This window comes from Enterobacter cloacae complex sp. BZL2005, from assembly GCF_049238885.1.
In the GTDB taxonomy this organism is placed as follows: Bacteria; Pseudomonadota; Gammaproteobacteria; order Enterobacterales; family Enterobacteriaceae; genus Enterobacter; species Enterobacter roggenkampii.
On the sequence record NZ_JBMKGI010000012.1, the window covers coordinates 113,206 to 132,446 of the forward strand.

15 protein-coding genes, 1 tRNA gene and 1 pseudogene are annotated in these 19,241 nt (G+C 58.6%); 11 read left to right on the forward strand and 6 right to left on the reverse strand.

Going from position 1 to position 19,241, the window contains the following annotated elements; translation table 11 throughout:
* The first annotated feature begins 23 nt into the window (after window positions 1-23).
* From rpoZ to recG, 4 genes are read left to right on the forward strand one after another with little or no spacing between them, the layout of a single operon-like run.
* Window positions 24-299, forward strand: coding sequence for a DNA-directed RNA polymerase subunit omega (rpoZ, locus tag ACOTXI_RS18490; protein ID WP_000135058.1), 276 nt, complete (start codon window positions 24-26; stop codon window positions 297-299).
* 19 nt (window positions 300-318) lie between these two features.
* The gene (spoT, locus tag ACOTXI_RS18495) at window positions 319-2,433 is read left to right on the forward strand and encodes a bifunctional GTP diphosphokinase/guanosine-3',5'-bis pyrophosphate 3'-pyrophosphohydrolase (protein ID WP_008502673.1); all 2,115 of its coding nucleotides are present in this window, start codon (window positions 319-321) and stop codon (window positions 2,431-2,433) included.
* A gap of 4 nt (window positions 2,434-2,437) precedes the next feature.
* Window positions 2,438-3,127: a tRNA (guanosine(18)-2'-O)-methyltransferase TrmH gene (trmH, locus tag ACOTXI_RS18500; RefSeq protein WP_021242410.1), complete on the forward strand. Its 690-nt coding sequence runs from the start codon at window positions 2,438-2,440 to the stop codon at window positions 3,125-3,127.
* Between the two features lie 3 nt (window positions 3,128-3,130).
* Window positions 3,131-5,212: an ATP-dependent DNA helicase RecG gene (recG, locus tag ACOTXI_RS18505; protein ID WP_058653890.1), complete on the forward strand. Its 2,082-nt coding sequence runs from the start codon at window positions 3,131-3,133 to the stop codon at window positions 5,210-5,212.
* A 2-nt stretch (window positions 5,213-5,214) separates the two neighbouring features.
* Here recG and gltS read toward each other — a convergent pair whose 3' ends face one another.
* Entirely contained in the window at window positions 5,215-6,417 is a 1,203-nt protein-coding gene (gltS, locus tag ACOTXI_RS18510) for a sodium/glutamate symporter (RefSeq protein WP_058653889.1), read from the reverse strand.
* 225 nt (window positions 6,418-6,642) lie between these two features.
* Between gltS and xanP the strand changes: the two genes are divergently transcribed.
* Both xanP and ACOTXI_RS18520 read left to right on the forward strand, forming a co-directional pair.
* Complete coding sequence (gene xanP, locus ACOTXI_RS18515; RefSeq protein ID WP_008502668.1) at window positions 6,643-8,034, forward strand: xanthine/proton symporter XanP; 1,392 nt, start codon at window positions 6,643-6,645, stop codon at window positions 8,032-8,034.
* A gap of 119 nt (window positions 8,035-8,153) precedes the next feature.
* Complete coding sequence (locus ACOTXI_RS18520) at window positions 8,154-9,848, forward strand: AsmA family protein (RefSeq protein ID WP_039267080.1); 1,695 nt, start codon at window positions 8,154-8,156, stop codon at window positions 9,846-9,848.
* A 128-nt stretch (window positions 9,849-9,976) separates the two neighbouring features.
* Here ACOTXI_RS18520 and yicI read toward each other — a convergent pair whose 3' ends face one another.
* Both yicI and ACOTXI_RS18530 read right to left on the reverse strand, forming a co-directional pair.
* Window positions 9,977-12,295: an alpha-xylosidase gene (gene yicI / locus ACOTXI_RS18525; RefSeq protein ID WP_058653888.1), complete on the reverse strand. Its 2,319-nt coding sequence runs from the start codon at window positions 12,293-12,295 to the stop codon at window positions 9,977-9,979.
* 12 nt (window positions 12,296-12,307) lie between these two features.
* Window positions 12,308-13,699 (reverse strand): glycoside-pentoside-hexuronide family transporter, encoded by a 1,392-nt coding sequence (locus tag ACOTXI_RS18530; RefSeq protein WP_421633956.1) that lies wholly within the window; start codon window positions 13,697-13,699, stop codon window positions 12,308-12,310.
* Window positions 13,700-13,988: 289 nt separating this feature from the next.
* Between ACOTXI_RS18530 and ACOTXI_RS18535 the strand changes: the two genes are divergently transcribed.
* Both ACOTXI_RS18535 and ACOTXI_RS18540 read left to right on the forward strand, forming a co-directional pair.
* Window positions 13,989-14,083, forward strand: a tRNA-Sec gene (locus ACOTXI_RS18535).
* A 278-nt stretch (window positions 14,084-14,361) separates the two neighbouring features.
* A pseudogene (locus ACOTXI_RS18540) lies at window positions 14,362-14,529 on the forward strand (hydroxyacid dehydrogenase); the annotation flags it as partial.
* On the opposite strand, the gene ACOTXI_RS18545 reads toward ACOTXI_RS18540, so the two are convergent.
* The 3 genes from ACOTXI_RS18545 to ACOTXI_RS18555 form a co-directional block, all read right to left on the reverse strand.
* Window positions 14,519-14,974, reverse strand: a complete 456-nt coding sequence (locus tag ACOTXI_RS18545; protein WP_058654764.1) for an acetyltransferase — start codon at window positions 14,972-14,974, stop codon at window positions 14,519-14,521. The pseudogene ACOTXI_RS18540 and the gene ACOTXI_RS18545 overlap by 11 nt on opposite strands.
* Before the next feature lie 66 nt (window positions 14,975-15,040).
* Window positions 15,041-16,087 carry a class I SAM-dependent methyltransferase gene (locus ACOTXI_RS18550; RefSeq protein ID WP_058654765.1) on the reverse strand — a complete coding sequence of 349 codons (1,047 nt, stop codon included), beginning with the start codon at window positions 16,085-16,087 and terminating at the stop codon, window positions 15,041-15,043.
* Between the two features lie 78 nt (window positions 16,088-16,165).
* Window positions 16,166-16,690, reverse strand: coding sequence for a lipocalin family protein (locus tag ACOTXI_RS18555; protein ID WP_008500115.1), 525 nt, complete (start codon window positions 16,688-16,690; stop codon window positions 16,166-16,168).
* A 117-nt stretch (window positions 16,691-16,807) separates the two neighbouring features.
* Here ACOTXI_RS18555 and ACOTXI_RS18560 point away from each other — a divergent pair, with 117 nt between their 5' ends.
* From ACOTXI_RS18560 to ACOTXI_RS18570, 3 genes are all read left to right on the forward strand, one after another.
* Window positions 16,808-17,533, forward strand: a complete 726-nt coding sequence (locus ACOTXI_RS18560; RefSeq protein WP_008500116.1) for a MerR family transcriptional regulator — start codon at window positions 16,808-16,810, stop codon at window positions 17,531-17,533.
* Between the two features lie 99 nt (window positions 17,534-17,632).
* On the forward strand, window positions 17,633-18,043 hold the full coding sequence (gene uraH / locus ACOTXI_RS18565) for a hydroxyisourate hydrolase (protein ID WP_058654767.1): 411 nt from the start codon (window positions 17,633-17,635) through the stop codon (window positions 18,041-18,043).
* 102 nt (window positions 18,044-18,145) lie between these two features.
* Window positions 18,146-19,105, forward strand: a complete 960-nt coding sequence (locus tag ACOTXI_RS18570) for a YbgA family protein (RefSeq protein WP_008500118.1) — start codon at window positions 18,146-18,148, stop codon at window positions 19,103-19,105.
* The last annotated feature ends 136 nt before the right edge of the window (window positions 19,106-19,241 follow it).

Consider the following 19,241-nt stretch of genomic DNA (forward strand, 5'->3'; position numbering starts at 1 on the left):
TTCACCTGTGGAGCATTTTAAGTATGGCACGCGTAACTGTTCAGGACGCTGTAGAGAAAATTGGTAACCGTTTTGACCTGGTGCTGGTCGCCGCGCGTCGCGCTCGTCAGATGCAGGTAGGCGGTAAAGATCCGCTGGTACCGGAAGAAAACGATAAAACCACCGTTATTGCACTTCGCGAAATCGAAGAAGGTCTGATCAACAACCAGATCCTCGACGTGCGTGAGCGCCAGGAGCAGCAAGAGCAGGAAGCCGCAGAACTGCAGGCCGTAACCGCTATTGCTGAAGGTCGTCGTTAATTAAACCTGCGGGTCGCCCTTGTATCTGTTTGAAAGCCTGAATCAACTGATTCAAATCTACCTGCCTGAAGACCAGATTAAGCGTCTTCAGCAGGCGTATCTCGTTGCACGTGACGCTCACGAGGGCCAGACACGTTCAAGCGGTGAACCCTACATCACGCACCCGGTAGCGGTGGCCTGTATTCTGGCCGAGATGAAACTCGACTACGAAACGCTGATGGCCGCGCTGCTGCACGACGTGATTGAAGATACCCCTGCCACTTACCAGGACATGGAACAGCTGTTTGGCAAAAGCGTTGCCGAACTGGTGGAAGGGGTTTCTAAGCTTGATAAGCTGAATTTCCGCGACAAGAAAGAGGCGCAAGCCGAAAACTTCCGCAAGATGATTATGGCGATGGTGCAGGATATCCGCGTCATTCTCATCAAACTCGCTGACCGCACCCACAACATGCGCACGCTGGGCTCACTTCGCCCGGATAAACGTCGCCGCATTGCCCGTGAAACCCTCGAAATCTACAGTCCGCTGGCGCACCGTTTAGGTATTCACCACATTAAAACCGAGCTGGAAGAGCTGGGTTTTGAAGCGTTGTACCCGAACCGCTATCGCGTGATTAAAGAGGTGGTGAAAGCCGCACGCGGCAACCGTAAGGAGATGATTCAAAAAATCCTCTCTGAAATCGAAGGGCGCTTGCAGGAAGCGGGAATTCCGTGCCGCGTCAGCGGTCGCGAGAAACACCTGTACTCCATCTACTGCAAAATGGTGCTCAAGGAGCAGCGTTTTCACTCGATCATGGATATCTACGCCTTCCGCGTCATTGTCCATGACTCGGACACCTGCTATCGCGTGCTGGGGCAGATGCACAGCCTCTACAAACCGCGTCCGGGGCGGATGAAAGATTACATCGCCATTCCAAAAGCGAACGGCTATCAATCTTTGCACACCTCGATGATCGGGCCGCACGGCGTGCCTGTTGAGGTGCAAATTCGCACCGAAGACATGGACCAGATGGCAGAGATGGGTGTTGCCGCGCACTGGGCCTATAAAGAGCACGGTGGCGAAAGCAGTACGACCGCACAAATCCGTGCCCAGCGCTGGATGCAGAGCCTGCTGGAACTTCAGCAGAGTGCGGGCAGCTCGTTTGAATTTATCGAGAGCGTGAAATCCGATCTCTTCCCGGATGAGATTTACGTTTTCACCCCCGAAGGTCGCATTGTCGAACTCCCTGCGGGTGCAACGCCGGTCGACTTCGCTTACGCCGTGCATACCGATATCGGCCATGCCTGCGTGGGCGCGCGCGTCGACAGACAGCCTTACCCGCTGTCTCAGCCGCTCGCCAGCGGCCAGACGGTGGAAATTATTACCGCGCCGGGCGCACGTCCGAACGCGGCCTGGCTGAACTTTGTCGTGAGCTCCAAAGCGCGCGCTAAAATCCGTCAGCTGCTGAAAAACCTCAAGCGTGATGATTCCGTCAGCCTGGGCCGTCGTCTGCTCAACCACGCGTTGGGCGGCAGCCGTAAGCTGGCTGAGATCCCACCGGAGCATATCCAGCGCGAGCTCGACCGTATGAAGCTCACGTCTCTTGACGATCTGCTGGCGGAAATTGGTCTGGGCAACGCGATGAGCGTCGTGGTGGCGAAAAACCTGCAGCAGGGCGAAGCAATACCTTCTGCGCCAGGCGCATCCGGCCATGCTCATCTGCCAATCAAAGGCGCGGACGGGGTGCTGATCACCTTCGCAAAATGTTGCCGTCCAATTCCAGGCGACCCGATTATTGCGCACGTCAGCCCGGGTAAAGGGCTGGTTATCCACCACGAATCCTGTCGTAACATTCGCGGCTACCAGAAAGAAGCCGAGAAGTTTATGGCGGTCGAGTGGGATAAAGAGACGGCGCAGGAATTTATCACCGAGATTAAGGTGGATATGTTCAACCACCAGGGTGCCCTGGCGAACCTGACGGCAGCGATCAACACGGCCTCTTCCAATATTCAAAGCCTGAATACGGAAGAAAAAGATGGCCGCGTGTACAGCGCCTTTATTCGTCTGACCGCCCGCGACCGCGTGCATCTGGCGAATATCATGCGCAAGATCCGCGTCATGCCGGACGTGATTAAAGTCACCCGTAACCGAAACTAGTGGTATGAATTCACAACGTTACGCGCGGATATGCGAAATGCTCGCCAGGCGTCAGCCTGACCTGACGGTCTGCATGGAGCAGGTCCATAAACCGCATAACGTCTCTGCTATCGTCCGTACCGCCGATGCCGTCGGTGTGCATGAAGTGCACGCCGTCTGGCCGGGTCACCGGATGCGCACCATGGTCTCGGCGGCGGCAGGCAGTAACAGCTGGGTTTCCGTCAAATCTCACCAGACAATTGGCGATGCCGTTTCGCACCTGAAAGGGCGCGGGATGCAGATCCTTGCCACTAACCTGTCCGCTAAAGCCGTGGATTTTCGCGAGATCGACTACACTCGCCCGACCTGCATTTTGATGGGTCAGGAGAAAACCGGGATCTCACAGGAAGCGCTGGATCTGGCGGATCGGGACATCATCATTCCGATGATCGGCATGGTCCAGTCTCTCAATGTCTCCGTGGCGTCCGCGCTCATTCTGTATGAAGCGCAGCGCCAGCGTCAGAACGCCGGCATGTACGAGCGTAGCAACAGCATGCTGCCGGAAGATGAACAGCAGCGCCTGCTGTTTGAAGGCGGTTATCCAGTGCTGGCTCGCGTTGCGAAGCAGAAAAAATTGCCTTACCCCCACGTCAACGCGCAGGGCGAAATTGAAGCCGATGCCGAGTGGTGGGCCACCATGCAGTACGCCGGGTAAGCGATGAAAGGCCGCCTGCTGGATGCTATCCCGCTCAACAGCCTGACGGGCGTGGGCGCGGCGCAAAGCAGTAAGTTGGCCAAAATTGGCCTGCACACCGTGCAGGATCTCCTGCTTCACCTCCCCCTGCGTTATGAAGACCGCACCCAGCTTTATAAGATTGGCGATCTCCTTCCCGCCATTTACGCCACCGTTGAAGGCGAAGTCCTGAACTGCAACATCACCTTCGGCGGACGCCGGATGATGACCTGCCAGATCAGCGACGGCACCGGCATTCTCACCATGCGTTTCTTCAACTTCAGCGCGGCGATGAAAAACAGCCTGGCGACAGGCCGCAGAGTACTGGCCTATGGTGAAGCCAAACGCGGGAAATACGGCGCAGAGATGATCCACCCCGAGTACCGCGTGCAGGGCGATCTCAGCACGCCGGAACTGCAGGAGACGCTCACCCCGGTTTACCCGACGACCGAAGGCATCAAGCAGGCGACGCTGCGTAAGCTCACCGATCAGGCGCTGGAGCTGCTGGACACCTGCGCCATTACCGAGCTGCTGCCACCCGAGCTGGCGCAGGGCATGATGAGCCTGCCCGAGGCGCTGCGAACCCTGCACCGTCCGCCGCCAACGCTGCAGCTCAGCGATTTAGAAAGCGGCAAACACCCCGCCCAACGGCGTCTTATCCTTGAGGAATTACTGGCGCATAACCTGAGCATGCTGGCGCTTCGTGCGGGCGCGCAGCGTTTCCACGCTCAGCCTTTAAGCCAGAATGATGCGCTCAAAGATAAGCTGCTGGCCTCTCTGCCGTTTAAACCCACCGGTGCGCAGGCGAGCGTCACCGCCGAGATTGAACGCGATATGGCGCTCGACGTGCCGATGATGCGCCTGGTACAGGGCGATGTAGGCTCCGGTAAAACGCTGGTTGCCGCCCTTGCAGCCCTGCGCGCCATTGCCCACGGTAAACAGGTCGCGTTAATGGCGCCGACCGAGCTGCTGGCGGAACAACACGCCAACAATTTCCGCGCCTGGTTCGCGCCGCTGGGGATTGAAGTAGGCTGGCTGGCAGGAAAACAAAAGGGCAAAGCGCGCCTTGCGCAGCAGGAAGCCATCGCCAGCGGGCAGGTGCAGATGATTGTCGGCACGCACGCTATCTTCCAGGAGCAGGTGCAGTTCAACGGCCTTGCGCTGGTGATTATCGATGAACAGCACCGCTTCGGCGTGCATCAGCGTCTGGCGCTGTGGGAAAAGGGACTGCAGCAGGGCTTCCACCCGCATCAGCTGATCATGACCGCCACGCCGATCCCGCGCACGCTCGCGATGACGGCTTACGCCGATCTGGATACCTCCACCATCGACGAACTCCCCCCGGGCCGTACGCCGGTCACGACGGTTGCCATTCCTGACACGCGTCGCAGCGATATCATCGACCGCGTGCGCAATGCCTGCACCCACGAAGGGCGTCAGGCCTACTGGGTCTGTACCCTGATTGAAGAGTCGGAACTGCTGGAAGCGCAGGCTGCCGAAGCCACGTGGGAAGAGTTAAAGCTCGCTCTGCCGGAGCTAAACGTGGGTCTGGTTCACGGACGCATGAAGCCCGCTGAAAAGCAGGCGGTGATGCAGTCGTTCAAACAGGGCGAGCTGCATTTGCTGGTCGCGACCACGGTCATCGAAGTGGGCGTGGATGTGCCGAACTCCAGCCTGATGATTATCGAAAACCCGGAGCGCCTGGGTCTTGCCCAGCTCCACCAGCTTCGCGGGCGCGTCGGCCGTGGCGCGGTAGCGTCCCACTGCGTCCTGCTCTACAAAGCGCCGCTTTCGAAAACCGCCCAGATGCGGTTGCAGGTGCTGCGCGACAGCAACGACGGTTTTGTGATTGCACAAAAAGACCTTGAGATCCGCGGCCCCGGTGAACTGCTGGGCACGCGTCAGACGGGGAACGCGGAATTCAAAGTCGCGGATTTGCTGCGCGATCAGGCCATGATCCCCGAGGTTCAGCGCCTCGCCCGCCACATTCATGAACGCTACCCCGAACAGGCGGCAGCGTTAATTGAGCGCTGGATGCCGGAAACCGAACGCTATTCCAACGCCTGATTTCAGGCGAACATCGGCAGCATCAGGTACAGCTTAATCACCAGCGCGTTGACGATATCAATAAAGAACGCCCCGACCATCGGCACCACCAGAAACGCCATGTGCGATGGCCCGAAGCGTTCGGTGATCGCCTGCATGTTGGCGATAGCCGTTGGGGTTGCCCCCAGACCAAACCCGCAGTGACCCGCCGCCAGCACCGCCGCATCGTAATTTTTGCCCATCATGCGCCAGGTGACAAACATGGCGTACAGCGCCATAAACAGGGCCTGCACCGCCAGTATCGCCACCATCGGCAGCGCCAGGGAGGCCAGCTCCCACAGCTTGAGGCTCATCAGCGCCATCGCCAGGAACAGCGAGAGGCAGACGTTGCCAAGCACCGACACCGCCCGTTCAAACACGCGGTAGAAGCCCATCAGCGCCAGGCCGTTGCTCAGGATCACCCCGATAAACAGCACGCAGACAAACGTCGGCAGCTCAAACGCGGAGCCCGCCAGCCATTGCGCAACCACTTTGCCTACGGTGAGGCAGATGGCGATCATCGCGATGGTTTCAATCAGCACCAGCGAGGTAATACTGCGCCCAACGTCAGGCTTTTCAAAGGCGGTCGGTACCAGCTCGTCGTCCGGTCTGCCGTCCGGCGTGGTGGAATGCTTCACCAGATAACGCGCCACCGGGCCGCCAATCAGGCCACCCAGCACCAGGCCAAAGGTGGCACAGGCCATCGCCACTTCCGTTGCATTTTCAAAACCGTAGCGCTCGACGAACAATTTACTCCACGCCGCCCCGGTACCATGACCGCCTGACAGCGTAATCGACCCCGCCAGCAGCCCCATCAGCGGGTCCAGCCCCAGCAAGGTTGCCATGCCGATGCCAATCGCGTTTTGCATCAGCAGCAGCCCCACCACCACAATCAAAAATACGCCGAGCACCTTACCGCCCGCCCGCAGGCTTGCCAGGTTGGCGTTCAGGCCGATGGTGGCAAAGAAGGCCAGCATCAGCGGGTCTTTCAGGGACATGTCAAAATCGATTTCCCAGCCCATGCTTTTTTTGAGCACCAGCAGGGCCAGCGCCACCAGCAGGCCGCCAGCGACAGGTTCAGGAATGGTGTATTTTTTCAGAATGGAAACGCTATGTACCAGCTTACGGCCAAGCAGTAACACCAGCGTTGCGGCAACAAGGGTCGACAACGTATCGAGATGAATCATAGAAGGCTCCTTTTTTGCGCGTGTTCCATACACACGCGGCGTTATCCTGGGCCGGTTTGCGCTCTTCATGAGCTTCCGGCGCAAAAAGTGTAATTTTTTTTCCTCATCGGATGTAGAAAACCTGCTCACAGCGGCAGATTTTCTTGTCTTTTTTTGCTGGCAATCGTTTGCTTTTACCAGGTGGTCAGATAAAATGCCCGCTTTTCCACCGTGGGATTGCCGCCGATGTCCGTTAACACCATAGAGTCGCCTGATGCGCAACCGATTGCGCAGAAGCAAAATAGCGAACTGATTTACCGCCTTGAAGACCGCCCGCCGCTGCCGCAGACGCTTTTCGCCGCCTGCCAGCATCTTCTGGCGATGTTTGTTGCGGTGATCACCCCGGCGCTGCTGATCTGTCAGGCGCTCGGTTTACCGGCGCAGGACACGCAGCACATCATCAGCATGTCTCTCTTCGCCTCCGGCGTGGCCTCGATTATCCAGATTAAAGCGTGGGGTCCGGTGGGGTCGGGTTTACTGTCGATTCAGGGCACCAGCTTTAACTTTGTGGCGCCGCTGATCATGGGCGGTACGGCCCTGAAAACCGGCGGTGCGGATGTCCCGACCATGATGGCGGCGCTGTTCGGCACGCTGATGCTGGCCAGCTGTACGGAGATGGTGATCTCCCGCGTTCTGCATCTGGCTCGCCGCGTTATCACCCCGCTGGTTTCCGGCGTCGTCGTGATGATTATCGGCCTGTCGCTGATTCAGGTGGGCCTCACCTCCATCGGCGGCGGCTATGCCGCGATGAGCGACCACACCTTCGGCGCGCCAAAAAACCTGCTGCTGGCGGGCGTCGTGCTGGCCATCATTATTCTGCTTAACCGCCAGCGTAACCCATACCTGCGCGTCGCCTCGCTGGTGATCGCCATGGCGGCAGGCTACCTGCTGGCGTGGGCGCTGGGCATGCTGCCGGAGAACACCGCGCCAGCCAACAGCGCGCTGATCACTGTCCCTACGCCGCTGTATTACGGTCTGGGCATTGACTGGGGTCTGCTCCTGCCGCTGATGCTGGTCTTTATGATCACCTCTCTGGAGACCATCGGCGATATCACCGCCACCTCCGACGTCTCCGAGCAGCCCGTTTCTGGCCCGCTGTACATGAAGCGCCTGAAAGGCGGCGTGCTGGCGAACGGTCTGAATTCGTTTGTCTCTGCGGTCTTCAATACCTTCCCGAACTCCTGCTTCGGTCAGAACAACGGCGTGATCCAGCTGACCGGCGTGGCCAGCCGCTATGTCGGCTTCGTGGTGGCGCTGATGCTGATCGTCCTCGGCCTGTTCCCGGCGGTGAGCGGCTTTGTGCAGCACATCCCTGAGCCGGTGCTGGGCGGCGCAACGCTGGTGATGTTCGGGACGATCGCGGCCTCCGGCGTGCGTATCGTCTCCCGCGAGCCGCTGAACCGCCGCGCAATCATGATTATTGCGCTGTCGCTGGCCGTCGGTCTGGGCGTTTCTCAGCAGCCGCTGATCCTGCAGTTTGCCCCGGACTGGGTGAAAAACCTGCTCTCTTCCGGCATTGCCGCGGGCGGTATCACCGCTATCGTGCTGAACCTCGTTTTCCCGCCTGAAAAGAACTGATCCCCTTCACGGCAGGCAGTCAATGTCTGCCGTGACATCTATTTACACCATTCCCGCCTTGAGGATTGCGCATAAATCGTGCATAACTCCCTTATGTGCGTTTTGCGGGATGGAAGACCATGAAATTTATTGGAAAGCTGCTCGTCTATCTTCTGGTAGCCCTGCTCATTGTGATACTGGCGCTCTATATTCTGCTCCAGACCCGCTGGGGCGCGACTCAGGTCAGCAGCTGGGTAACGGTGAATACCGACTACGAGCTCAGTTTCGACAAGATGAATCACCGCTTTTCGTCACCATCCCACATCATTCTGGAAAACGTCACCTTCGGCCGGGACGGTAAACCCGCCACGCTGGTGGCCAAAAAAGTGGATATCGGCCTCAGCAGCCGCCAGATAACCGATCCGCTGCACATGGACACCATCACCCTGTTCGACGGCACGCTGAATCTCTCCCCGCAGACCGCGCCGCTGCCCTTCCAGGCGGATCGCCTGCAGCTGAACAATATGGCCTTTAACAGCCCGAATACCGAATGGGATCTGAGCGCGCAGAAGGTGACGGGCGGCGTCAGCCCATGGCAGCCAGAAGCGGGCAACGTGCTGGGTAATCACGCGCAGATCCAGATGAGCGCAGGCTCGCTGACCCTCAACGGCGTACCGGCCACCAACGTGCTGATCGAGGGCCAGCTTAACGGCAAGGAAGTGGTGCTGAATACGATCGGCGCCGATATGGCCCGGGGCTCGCTCACCGGCTCGGCCCTGCGCAACGCCGACGGGAGCTGGATTATCGACACGATGCGCCTGAACGAGATCCGCCTGCAGAGCGATAAAACGCTGACCGCGTTCTTCGCACCGCTGGCCACTATCCCCTCTCTGCAGATTGGTCGTCTGGACGTGACCGACGCCCGGCTTCAGGGCCCGGACTGGGCGGTGACCGACCTCGATTTAAGCCTGCGCAACCTGACGCTGAGCAAAGGTGACTGGCAGAGCCAGGAAGGCCGCCTGTCGATGAACGCCAGCGAGTTTATCTACGGCTCGTTGCATCTTTTTGATCCGATCCTGAATGCGGAGTTTTCCCCGCAGGGCATGGCGCTGCGCCAGTTCACCTCCCGCTGGGAAGGCGGCATGGTGCGCACGTCCGGTAACTGGCTGCGCGACGGTAAAGCGCTGGTGCTGGACGATGTCGCCATTGCCGGGCTGGAGTATACCCTGCCGCAAAACTGGAAAGCGCTGTGGATGGCGCCTCTGCCGGAATGGCTGAACAGCGTCACGCTGCAAAAATTTGGCCTGAGCCGCAACCTGGTGATCGACATCGATCCCGCCTTCCCGTGGCAGATCACCTCTCTGGACGGATATGGCGCAAACCTGCAGCTGGTGAAAGATCGCCAGTGGGGCGTCTGGGGCGGCAGCGCAACCCTGAACGGCGCGGCGGCGACCTTTAACCGCGTGGACGTGCGCCGTCCGTCGCTGGCGCTGAATGCTAACGCCGCGACGGTGAACATTACCGACCTGAGCGCGTTTACCGAGAAAGGTATTCTGGAAGCCACGGCGACCGTTTCCCAGCTGCCGCAGCGGCAGACCACGGTGAGCCTGAACGGGCGCGGCGTGCCGCTCAGCGTGCTGCAGCAGTGGGGCTGGCCTGCGCTGCCGATTGCAGGTGACGGCAATATTCAGCTCACCGCCAGCGGCAGCGTGCAGGCCAGTGCGCCGCTGAAGCCAACGGTGAATGGGAAGCTGAGCGCGGTGAATATGGATAAGCAGCAGGTAGAGCAGACGATGACGGGCGGCGTGGTGTCGGCGATGGCGCCGGCACAGTAAAAAGCCGGGTTGCGGCTTCGCCTTACCCGGCCTACGAGGTTTTGGTTCCCTCTCCCTGTGGGTGAGGGCATCAGACCGCATAATTACCGTAGGCCCGGTAAGCGCAGCGCCACCGGGCATTTTCCACCTCAGAGCTGAACCGCCACCTCATCCCCCTCGGCTTTCACCACCACGCCCCACTCGCTGCCCGCGTGCGAGCCGCCCTTCACGCCGCGCACTTTCTGCACGTTGCGCAAACACACCGACCAGTTTTGCGCGTCTCCCGCGCCGGTAAAGGTCACGATGTCGCCCCGACGTGACGCCTTCAGCGTAAACGCCACCGCGCCGTCCGCCGCAGGCACTTCGCTTACCGCCGTTGCGCCATCGTCCAGGTTAAACAGCTGGAAGGCCGTCCCCTCGTGCCACGCGTAGTTCGGCTTCTGGTTATTGTTGCCCAGCGCCAGCAGCGTGTTGTCGCGCACGTAGACCGGCAGGCTCATGAAATCGTGCTGCTGCTTATGCCAGCGGCTGCCCTGGATTTCGTCGTTGTGCCACAGGTGCGTCCAGCGCCCTTCCGGCAGGTAGAACTGCACGTCGCCCGCCTCGGAGAACACCGGAGCGACCATCAGGGCATCCCCCAGCATGTACTGACGGTCAAGGTAATCGCAGGCCGGATCGTCCGGGAACTCCAGCATCATCGCGCGCAGCATCGGCGTGCCGAACTCGCGCGCCAGCGCCGCCTGACGGTACAGGTACGGCATCAGCTGACACTTCAGCTGGGTGAAGTGGCGCACCACGTCGCAGGACTCGTCATCGTACGCCCACGGCACGCGGTAGGATTTGCTGCCGTGAAGGCGGCTGTGGCTGGAAAACAGCCCGAACGCGCACCAGCGCTTGTAGACGTGCGCCGGGGCGGTGTTTTCGAACCCGCCGATATCGTGGCTCCAGAACCCGAAGCCGGACAGGCCAATCGACAGCCCACCGCGCAGGCTTTCGGCCATTGATTCATAGTTGGCGTAGCAGTCACCACCCCAGTGCACCGGGAACTGTTGCGCACCCACGGACGCCGAGCGGGCAAACAGCACCGCCTCTTCTTCCCCCACCGTCTCTTTCAGCACGTTCCACACCAGCTCGTTGTAGATGTAGGCGTAATGGTTGTGCATCTTCTGCGGATCGGACCCGTCGAACCACTCCACTTCGGTCGGGATACGCTCGCCGAAGTCGGTCTTGAAGCAGTCAACGCCGATGTCCACCAGGCCTTTCAGCTTGTCGGCATACCACCGGCACGCGTCCGGGTTGGTGAAGTCGTAAATCGCCAGCCCCGGCTGCCATTTGTCCCACTGCCACAGGGAGCCGTCCGGGCGCCTGAGCAGGTAGCCCTTCTCTTTCAGTTCCCGGAAGATCGGGGATTTCTGGCCGATGTATGGGTTAATCCACACGCAGACCTTCAGCCCTTTCTCCTTCAGACGGCGGATCATCCCTTCAGGGTCCGGGAAGGTCACCGGATCCCACTCGAAGTCGCACCACTGGAAGGCCTTCATCCAGAAGCAGTCAAAGTGGAACACGTGCAGCGGCAGGTCCCGTTCGGCCATGCCGTCGATAAAGCTGTTCACCGTGGCTTCGTCGTAGTTGGTGGTGAACGAGGTGGTGAGCCACAGGCCAAATGACCACGCAGGCGGCAGCGCCGGACGCCCGGTGAAGCGGGTATAGCGGTTCAGCACTTCTTTCGGCGTCGGGCCGTCGATCACGAAGTACTCAAGATATTCGCCTTCCACGCTGAACTGCACCTTAGAAACTTTCTCGGAGCCCACTTCAAACGAGACGTTCTCGGGGTGATTCACCAGCACGCCGTAGCCGCGGTTGGTCAGGTAGAACGGGATGTTTTTGTAGGACTGCTCGGTGCTGGTGCCGCCGTCGCGGTTCCAGGTTTCGACCGTCTGGCCGTTGCGCACCAGCGCGGTAAAGCGCTCGCCCAGACCGTAGACCGTTTCCCCCACGCCCAGATCCAGACGTTCGAACACGTAATTGCGGTCGGTATTGCTGTCCTGCACGTAGCCGTTATTTTTCAGCTGGCTGCCGGTAATGCGCTGGCCGTTGCGCAGGAAATCCAGCGCCCAGAACTCGCCTTTGGTGACGCGCACGCTGACGCTGCCGCTTTTCAGCTCGGCAAATTCGGCGTTGTTTTCAATCTCTACCTTCACGTCTTTCAGAACGTTCAGCGGATAGTGCGGGCCGTTGTTTAGCGCGCCCTGGAAGTGCTCGATGCGCACTCCCACAATCCCTTCCTGTGGAGCAAACAGGCGCACCGTGAACATCAACGTGTCGAGCTGCCAGGTGCGCTCACGCACGTCACGCGGCGCCACATACACCACCAGGTCATTGCCCTGCTGCTCCACGTCGAATACCTGCACCGGATACGTCACGTTCAGGCCCGGTTGAATAAGCCAGTTTCCATCACTGATTTTCATACTCTCGTCCTCTTAGTTCTGTAATTCTTTGCTGACCGGCAGGTTTTCAAACTCCTGCTGGTTGCGGCGTGCGCCCTGCGCCAGCTCGCCCAGGATTTTGGTCAGGAAGGGGGTTTTCAGCGTGTAGTAGCGTTTGGCGATGATGGCGCTCAGCACGTAGCAGACCGCCGGAGCCAGGGTAAACAGGCCGATAATGATGCTGATGGTCGCGCTGTTCTGGGTTTTGGCCGCCGCATCGTAGCCGCCGCCTGCCAGCATCCAGCCGATCATCGCTCCGCCCAGCGCCAGGCCGAGCTTCAGCACGAACAGCGTGCCCGCAAAGCTGATGCCGGTCAGGCGCTTGCCGTTAGTCCATTCGCCGTAGTCGACGGTATCGGACATCATGACCCACTGGATCGGCGTCACCAGCTGATGCAGCACGCCGATGACGAAGATAAAGGCGAACATCAGCACCGTGGCGTGCATCGGGACGAAGAACATCGCCACGCTGACCACCGCCAGCGCGGCGTTGGTCCACCAGAAGATGCTGACCTTGCATTTCCAGTCGGTGAGCGGTTTTGCCAGCGCGGAGCCAATCAAGTTGCCGACGCAGTAGGTGGTCAGGAACGCGACGAACACTTCCGGCGAGCCCATGATCCAGGTGCAGTAGTACATCATCGCGCCGCCGCGCACGCAGACGGCAAGGATGTTGAGGATGGTCAGCACGCCCACGATGCGCCACTGGTCGTTTTGCCAGATATCGCGCAGGTCTTCCCGCATGGAGGTGGTGCTCGGCGGCACCTGGATGCGCTCTTTGGTGGTGAAGAAGCAGAACGCCAGCATCAGGAACGCGACCACCGACAGCACGGCAATCCCGCCCTGGAAGCCGAATGCCTTATCGTCGCCGCCAATCAGCTTCACCAGCGGCATCATCAGCACCGTAGAGAGCATGCCGCCCGCCGTCGCCAGCACAAAGCGCCAGGACTGAAGGGAGATACGCTGCGTCGGGTCACTGGTGATCACGCCGCCCAGCGCGCAGTAAGGAATGTTGACCACGGTATAGAGCAGGGTCAGCAGGGTGTAGGTCACGGCGGCGTAAACCATTTTGCCGTTAAGGCTGAGGTCCGGCGTGGTGTAGGCCAGCACGCAGACGATACCGAACGGGATCGCGCCGAACAAAATCCACGGGCGGAACGTGCCCCAGCGGCTGCGGGTGCGATCGGCAATCAGCCCCATGCACGGGTCGGAGATCGCATCCAGCGCGCGGGCCAGCAGGAACATGGTGCCGACGAACCCGGCGGGAATGCCGAAAATGTCGGTGTAGAAAAACATCATGTACAACATGACGTTATCAAAAATGATGTGGCTGGCGGCGTCTCCCATGCCGTAGCCAATCTTCTCTTTTACTGACAGTACTTCGCTCATCTTTTTTTTCCTTCACGCTATAGGGGGCGCTGAGACCGGTTGCATTGGTTTTAAACCATTGTTTCAGATGGGGGTATTGCGTTTTCTGGTTAGCAGATTACGTTTCTTGTTTTTTGTGATCGCGGTAAATACTGGAGAGCACGAAAGGCTAACCTGAGGATTTTCTTAAGAATTAACTGAAACAGGGGGGTACAGGTCAAAAGAGAGGTGAAAAAAGTGGTGTGGGGTATGTGGTAAATGCCTGAAAGTAGCTATAATGCGCCCCGCCTCCATGTAGCAATGCAGGCGCGGAAGATCGTCATCTCCGGTGAGGTGGCTGGACTTCAAATCCAGTTGGGGACGCCAGCGTTCCCGGGCAGGTTCGACTCCTGTGATCTTCCGCCAAAAGTTGTTTTATTCATCCCCATGTTGCTCAGCTGCTACTTTACGTTTCTTCGCTATATCTTGAGCCTTAATATGATATTCCCATCTTATCGAGTTCATTATAATTGCGTATATATTAAATATAAACGTCTTAAGCACTAGCAATAAATAAACAATACTGCTACCTCTAATACAATATGTGAATGATATTATTCCATTTTTCATCTCTGTAGTTAGAGGAAGTATTGTAAACACATTTGACCCCACACCTTTTGGCTGACAAAATAAAATAACAAACAGATCGGGGCGTTTTAAAAGGAGCAGGCAAAATCAGCAAGAAAGCGGCTGATGAAAAGGCGTGCTCAGAATACATTGAGTTTGAAAAAAAGCAGCGCCTGCTGAAACAAGCCGAAGGTGAGAAAGATATTATCGGCTTATTAAAATGGGATAAACAGGCTAAGCGCTAATCCCGGTATTCCTGTTCAGCTTCATATGCAACAACGGAAACGGATTCCCCTGCCCGTCCAGTTCCGAGCGTCCGACCTGCTCAAACCCCATATGGCGATAAAACGCGACGCCCTGCGGGTTCTGCTCGTTCACGTCCACTTCGTTCGCGCCGAACGCTGCGATGGCGTATTTCAACAGCAATTTCCCGACGCCCTTCCCCCGGCTCGCATCGTCAACAAACAGCATTTCAATGCGGTTTTCATCCACGCCTAAAAAGCCGTGAATAACGCCTGCGTCATCGCGGGCCATCACGACGGTGAGGTTTGGCAAATACGCGTTGAGCAATAGCGGGCGCAGCGCCGCAATATCGCTTTCCTGTAAAAAGTGATGGGTGGCGCGGACGGAGGATTCCCAGATCGCGACCAGACGCTCGAAGTGCGTGGGGAGTGCGGTTTCAATTTTCATGGGGGAGATCATGATTGGAAAATCCTACTAATGCAAATCACGCTATGCGGCCTGTTCCCCCTCACCCTAACCCTCTCCCACAGGGAGAGGGAACTGACCGTGCGGTTTTTCATCCCCTACCCTGATCTCCATCACCGCATACACCCCGTCCTTCGGCACCACCACGGTGACGTTTTCCACCGGCACGCCGGCCGCGAGGTGGATGTCCTGAAGCTGCTGTAACGACCTCGGGTGAATATCCTCCCAGCCGATACCCCGCAGCACAAAGTCAATCTGCGGGCTGCTGGTGAGCATGTTCGACACAATCACCGCGCCGCCGGGTTTGACCAGCCGCAGCGCGCGCTGGAGAAAAATCACCGCGTCAGTATCGTTGAAGTATTCGAAAATCCCCAGCGCGTCGACCAGTTCGGCCTGATGCTCGCCCAGCTCCAGCAGCAGGTCCTCGTTACGCACCAGCGTATGGAGCAGGTTGCGCCTGAGCAGCGTCAGCTGTTCGCCCACCACAATGCCTTCCTGCGCCGCCATGGTTTCCGCCCAGCTCAGCGCTACGGGGTCTTTGTCCACCAGCGTGAGATAGACCTGCTGACCGTCGAGCTTTGCTTCGCGCAGCGCCTCCAGCACCGGAATGGCGGCACCGCTCGCGAGGCTGACCCAGTTGTTCTCGCTTTCATTATGAATGTACTTATCCACCAGCGCGGCCAGCACCCGGGCGCGGGAGCGCACGCCAATCGCATCGTTAGCATGGATAAACCACTGGCGGCTGTCGCTGTCCATTTTTGTGCCGTCGGGCAGGCGGTCCTCCAGCGGGTTTTGCACCACAAACAGCGCCAGCGCGGAGGGGACCAGCCGGGTGCGCCACGCGGTGAGCGCCGGACGGTTGCGGAAGGCCTGTTCGGAATAGCGGTTCTGCGGAACAAGCACGGCCTGCCCGCCCTCGTAGTATTCCACACGCGGCGGCCGGAGCGCTGGCTCGGCTTTCAGGGCGCGGTCAAGGGAGGCGATCTCACGAGCAGCATCGTCTTTCATCGGCCACTGGTCGCTGACGTCGGGAAATGACGCGCTGAAAATCGTCATATTTTCCGGCGCATCGCCGCGAAAAGGCTGCCAGTTCATGTCGTCTTCCCCCCGTTAGGCTTTTAACGGAAGTCTATCCAGGCCAGCCAGTAATGCCCCAGGAAGAAAGCACGATTTTTATTGCTTCACCCACACCAGCTGGTCAACCCGGAAGCCCAGACTGCGCGCGGTGTTCAGGTAATCCTGCTTCACCGCATCCGGGATGGTCGGCGTGCGCGACAGGATCCACAGGTAATCGCGGTTCGGGCCGCTGACCAGCGCATACTGGTACTTATCGTCCAGTCTGATCACGTTATAGCCGCCGTAGAACGGGCCGAAGAAGGAGACCTTCAGCGCGGCGGTGGTCGGCTCGCCGGTAAAGTACGCTTTCCCCTCGCTCTCATTCCACTTGTTCTTCACCGGATCGTAGCCCCGGTTGAGCACGCTAATACCGCCGTCGCTGCGCTTGCCGTAGGTCGCCGTCACCTGCTCCAGGCCGCGTTCGAAGCGGTTTTCCAGACGGGCGACTTCGTACCATTTGCCGAGATAGCGGCTGGCTTCGAAGTTGGTAATAGGCTGCACGCCTTTCGGCGGCGTGGGAGATTTACACGCGACCAGCGTCAAAGCAATCGCAACACCGGTCACAACGGGCCATAGCTTCATGAGAATTCCTTTCATTTGCACGGTTGGATGTTAAGTGTAGTGCACCGTTTCGGCGCTTCATCCCGTTCGGGAAAATTCGTAGTATATTGAGAGTATTCCTCCACTCTGGACACGGACATGGCTTACTCCATCGGCGAATTCGCCAGACTCAGCGGCATCACCGCCACCACCCTGCGGGCGTGGCAGCGTCGCTACGGTTTACTCAAGCCACAGCGCACGGAAGGCGGCCATCGCCAGTACAGCGATGAGGACGTCCAGCAGGCGCTCAAAATCCTCGACTGGGTAAAAAAAGGCGTCCCGATCGGCCAGGTCAAACCGCTGCTGGAACGCCCGACGCCGGGCCGAACCAACAACTGGCAAACCCTGCAGCAGAACATGCTGCAACGCCTGCAGGACGGCAAAGTCGAGTCCCTGCGCCAGATGATTTACGACGCCGGGCGCGAATACCCAAGGCCGGAGCTGGTCGCGAACGTGCTGCGCCCGCTGCGCCGCCAGGTCTCGGCTAACGTGGCCGCCGCCATGACCCTGCGCGCGATCCTCGACGGCATCATCATCGCCTATACCTCGTTTTGCCTCGAAGGCGATAAAAAAGCGCCGGGCGATAATATTCTGCTTAGCGGCTGGCACCTGAACGACCCGTGCGAGATCTGGCTCGAAGCCCTAACGCGCACCGGGCAGGGCCACCGCATCGACATTCTGCCAGTTCCGCCAGACGCCCTGGCTCCGGACATTTTCCCGGAGCGAAAATGGCTGCTGGTCACCAGCGGTAAACTCACCGCCGGGCGGAAAAAGCAGGTGGAGCAGTGGCAGCAGCAGGTATCGCTTGAAGTGATTATCCTCTGATCATTTTCTCCTGCGGGAATCTTCACGAAAAGTTGAATATTTTCCCGCGCCGCAAATGCTAACGTTTTCCTGTGACGAATAACTCCACAGGAAAACACCATGAAAAAAACTGCCCCTCTGCTGATCCTGGCCTCAATGGCCTTTGCCCCCGCCGCCTTTAGCGCCCCTGCCGGTACGCTGAGCGTCCACATTCTCGACCAGCAAACCGGGATGCCGCCATCAGACGTGAGCGTTACGCTGGAGAAGCAGCAGCAGGACAAATGGACCCCGATTGCCAGCGGTAAAACCGACCATGACGGACGCATCAAATCGCTTTATCCGCAGGATCAGGACATGCAGCCTGGCGTGTATAAAGTGACCTTCAAAACCGCTGAGTACTTCCACAGCAAAAAGCTGGACTCCTTCTTCCCGGAGATCCCGGTGCTGTTTACCGTGACGCGCACCAACGAGAAGCTGCATATCCCGCTTCTGCTGAGCCAGTACGGTTACTCGACCTATAAGGGCAGCTAAGACGCATTGATTCTAAAGGAATAAAAAAAATAGTTCCGCGAATACTTGGACAAATTAGTCATGTTGTGTAAGTTTTAATTATATGAACGGGAGGACCACACCATGACAACGAAACCTGTGCTCGGTATTAGCGGATGTTTGACCGGATCCGCCGTTCGCTTTGACGGCGGACACAAGCGTATGAGCTTCGTCATGGATGAACTGGCCCAGTGGGTGAACTTCAGGCCCGTCTGTCCGGAAATGGCCATCGGCCTGCCGACGCCTCGCCCTGCGCTGCGTTTGATCATGACCACCAGCGGTGAAACGCAGATGCGCTTTAGCCACGCGCCTCACGAAGACGTTACGCAGAAAATGGCGGACTTTACGGCAGATTTTTTGCCGAAAATCGGCGATCTCGCCGGGTTTATCGTCTGCGCTAAATCTCCAAGCTGCGGCATGGAACGCGTGCGCCTGTATGATGAAAACGGCAACCGGGGCCGCAAGGAGGGGGTCGGGCTGTTCACCGCCGCCCTCCTTGAAACCTGGCCGTGGCTGCCCGTGGAAGAGGATGGACGCCTGCACGATCCGGTGCTGCGGGAAAACTTTGTCGAACGTGTTTTTGCCCTGCACGAACTGAACACGCTGCGTAAAAATGGCCTCACGCGCCGCGCGCTGCTGGACTTCCACAGCCGTTACAAACTCCAGCTGCTGGCGCACCATCAGGCGGGTTACCGTGAAATCGGCCCGTTCGTTGCCTCGCTGCACGAGTGGGAAGACCTGGACGCCTTCTTTGTGGCGTACCGGGAAAAGCTGATGACCATCCTAAAAAAACCCGCTTCGCGGAAGAATCACACCAACGTGCTGATGCATATTCAGGGGTATTTTCGTAACCAGCTGAACACCCGCCAGCGCGGCGAACTGCGCGACGTGATCCTGCATTATCGCAACGGACAGTTGCCTATCCTCGCCCCGATCACGCTGCTGAAGCACTACCTGGCCGAATACCCCGACCGGTATCTGATGACGCAAAACTACTTTGATCCCTATCCTGATGATTTGGGTCTGCGTCTGGCAGTCAAGTGATGAAAAAAATGCGAAGGCCCCATTGACCCGTAGAGGCCCAAAGCAGTACCCCGTTTAGACGACATCCTCACTGTCGTCTCTTTTTTGCATTTCATCTCAAAGACTGTGATTATATACAGGCTTATTCTGCGAAAGG